The sequence below is a fragment of the Bradyrhizobium sp. genome (assembly GCF_019244115.1).
Taxonomy (GTDB): Bacteria; Pseudomonadota; Alphaproteobacteria; order Rhizobiales; family Xanthobacteraceae; genus Bradyrhizobium.
In genome coordinates this window covers 1-2,191 of record NZ_JAFATE010000769.1, presented here as the reverse complement: position 1 = coordinate 2,191, position 2,191 = coordinate 1, and the positions used below count along the sequence as shown (strand labels likewise).

3 protein-coding genes are annotated in these 2,191 nt (G+C 63.0%); 2 read left to right on the top strand and 1 reads right to left on the bottom strand.

Features of this window, described 5'->3' with window-relative positions; translation table 11 throughout:
- The coding region (locus JOZ76_RS32885) for an MFS transporter (RefSeq protein WP_291705549.1) at window positions 1-934 on the bottom strand (934 nt) is incomplete at its 3' end.
- A gap of 125 nt (window positions 935-1,059) precedes the next feature.
- On the opposite strand from JOZ76_RS32885, the gene JOZ76_RS32880 reads away from it, so the two are divergent.
- Both JOZ76_RS32880 and JOZ76_RS32875 read left to right on the top strand, forming a co-directional pair.
- Complete coding sequence (locus JOZ76_RS32880) at window positions 1,060-1,308, top strand: hypothetical protein (protein WP_291705548.1); 249 nt, start codon at window positions 1,060-1,062, stop codon at window positions 1,306-1,308.
- 167 nt (window positions 1,309-1,475) lie between these two features.
- A partial coding sequence (locus JOZ76_RS32875) for an IMP dehydrogenase (protein WP_291705547.1) occupies window positions 1,476-2,191 on the top strand: 716 nt, incomplete at its 3' end.

The window sequence follows — 2,191 nt, the reverse complement described above, 5'->3', positions numbered from 1 at the left end:
TCTTCATGCCAAGCGCGCCGACGGCCGAGCCGAAGGTGACGAGGCCGGAGCGGAACGGCGACAGGCCGAAACCGAGTTGCAACAACAGGGGCAGCAGGAATGGCAGCGCGCCGATGCCGAGGCGAAACAGAAAGCCGCCGACGATGCTGGCCCGCATCGTTGGCAGCCGCAGCAGCGAGAAGTCGAGCACCGGCGATCCGGTTTTCCGCGCATGCAGGACATAGAGCGTCATCGAGGCCGAGCCGACCGCGACCAGACCAGCCACGATCGGCCATGGCAGCAGATTGAGGCCGGCAACCGAGAGCCCGAAGGCAATCCCTCCCAGGCCGATCCCGGCGAGGATCATGCCGTAGAGATCGAACCGCTCCGGCGTTTCGCCCCGGATCGGATCGATGAATTTCAGCGCCATGACGATGCCGACCAGCCCGATCGGGATGTTGATGAGAAAGATCCAGTGCCAGGAGAAATAGGTGGTGATGAAGCCGCCGAGCGGCGGCCCGATCACGGGCCCGATCAGCGCGGGCACCGTCACCCAGGCCATCGCATTGACCAGCGCGCTCTTGTCGATCGAGCGCAAGAGCACGAGCCGCCCGACCGGCGTCATCATCGCGCCGCCCATGCCCTGCAGGATGCGCGCGATCACGAAATCCGTCACCGACGAAGAGACAGCGCAGCCGATCGATCCGGCCATGAACACGGCGACTGCGATCGCGAACACCATCCGCGCGCCAAACCGGTCGGCGGTCCAGCCGCTCGCGGGAATGAACACGGCGAGCGACAACAGATAGGAGGTGATGGCGAGCTTGAGCGTCAGCGGGCTGGTGCCGATGTCGGCGGCAATCGCCGGCAGCGAGGTCGCAATCACCGTGGAGTCCATGTTTTCCATGAACAGCGCGGTGGCCACGATGAGGGGAATCAGGCGTTGTTTGGTCATCAATCGGTGGAGCGGCGCCGAACAAGGCGGGATAGGGGCCTCTATCACCTCGTTGTCATGATGACCATTGCGGAACCGCGCATAGCACCTAGATGCTACGGCACGGGAAACGCCGGAGGGATTTGATGATCTACGTCCTCGCCGCCTTGCTGCCGCCGCTTGGCCTGCTGCTGAACGGCCAGCCCTTCTCGGCAATCTTCAATGTGCTCCTGATCGTATTTTGCGCGATTTTCGGGCTGTTTTTTCACATCCTGCTGCTGGTGCCCTCGGCGCATGCAATCATCGCGGTGCACATGAAGCGCGAGGAGCGCAGGCATCGCGAAATGGTCGAGGCGGTCCGCCGCTACGGCCCGCCGCCTCCCTACCGGTACTAACGGTAAAATCTGTGCATGGCGCTTTGATTCGTCACAGCGGCATGCTATCGACCAGCGTCAACCCCACCGATGGGCATCGATTCGAGGGCGAAGCGGTAGGTTTCGCTCAGGGCTCGCGCTCATCCCAAAAACAAGTCGCGGTTTTAGACCGCGGAAAGGAGTTGACGATGGCACGGGAAGTACCGGCTATCCGTGAAGCCTACACGTTCGATGATGTGCTTCTGAAACCCGGCCTGTCGGACGTGCTGCCGTCCGAAGTCGATATCCGCTCCCGCGTCACGCGCGCGATCTCACTCAACATTCCGATCATGGCCTCGGCCATGGATACCGTCACCGAGGCGCGCATGGCGATTGCGATGGCGCAGGCCGGCGGCGTCGGCGTGATCCACCGCAATTTTGATCCCGAAGGCCAGGCCGCGCAGGTGCGGCAAGTGAAGAAGTACGAGTCCGGAATGGTGGTCAATCCGCTGACCATCGGACCCGATGCGATGCTCTCCGATGCGCTGGCGCTGATGAACGACCACGGCTTTTCCGGCATTCCCGTGGTGGTCGCCGGCGGCAAGGGCATTCCGGGCAAGCTTGTCGGCATTCTGACCAACCGCGACGTGCGCTTTGCCACCGATCCCCGCCAAAAAATCTCCGAGCTGATGACGCATGAAAATCTCGTCACCGTGCGCGAGAACGTCAGCCAGGACGAGGCCAAACGGATGCTGCACAAGCATCGCATCGAAAAGCTGCTGGTGGTCGACGAGCAGTATCGCTGCGTCGGCCTGATCACCGTCAAAGACATGGAGAAGGCGGTCGCGCATCCGCTGGCCTGCAAGGACGGGCAGGGCCGGCTGCGCGTCGCGGCCGCGACCACCGTCGGCGAGGGCGGTTTTGA

Excerpts from the sequence above, each read along its gene's own strand:
- JOZ76_RS32880 (WP_291705548.1), top strand. The coding sequence starts at position 1,060 with ATGATCTACGTCCTCGCCGCCTTGCTGCCGCCGCTTGGCCTGCTGCTG.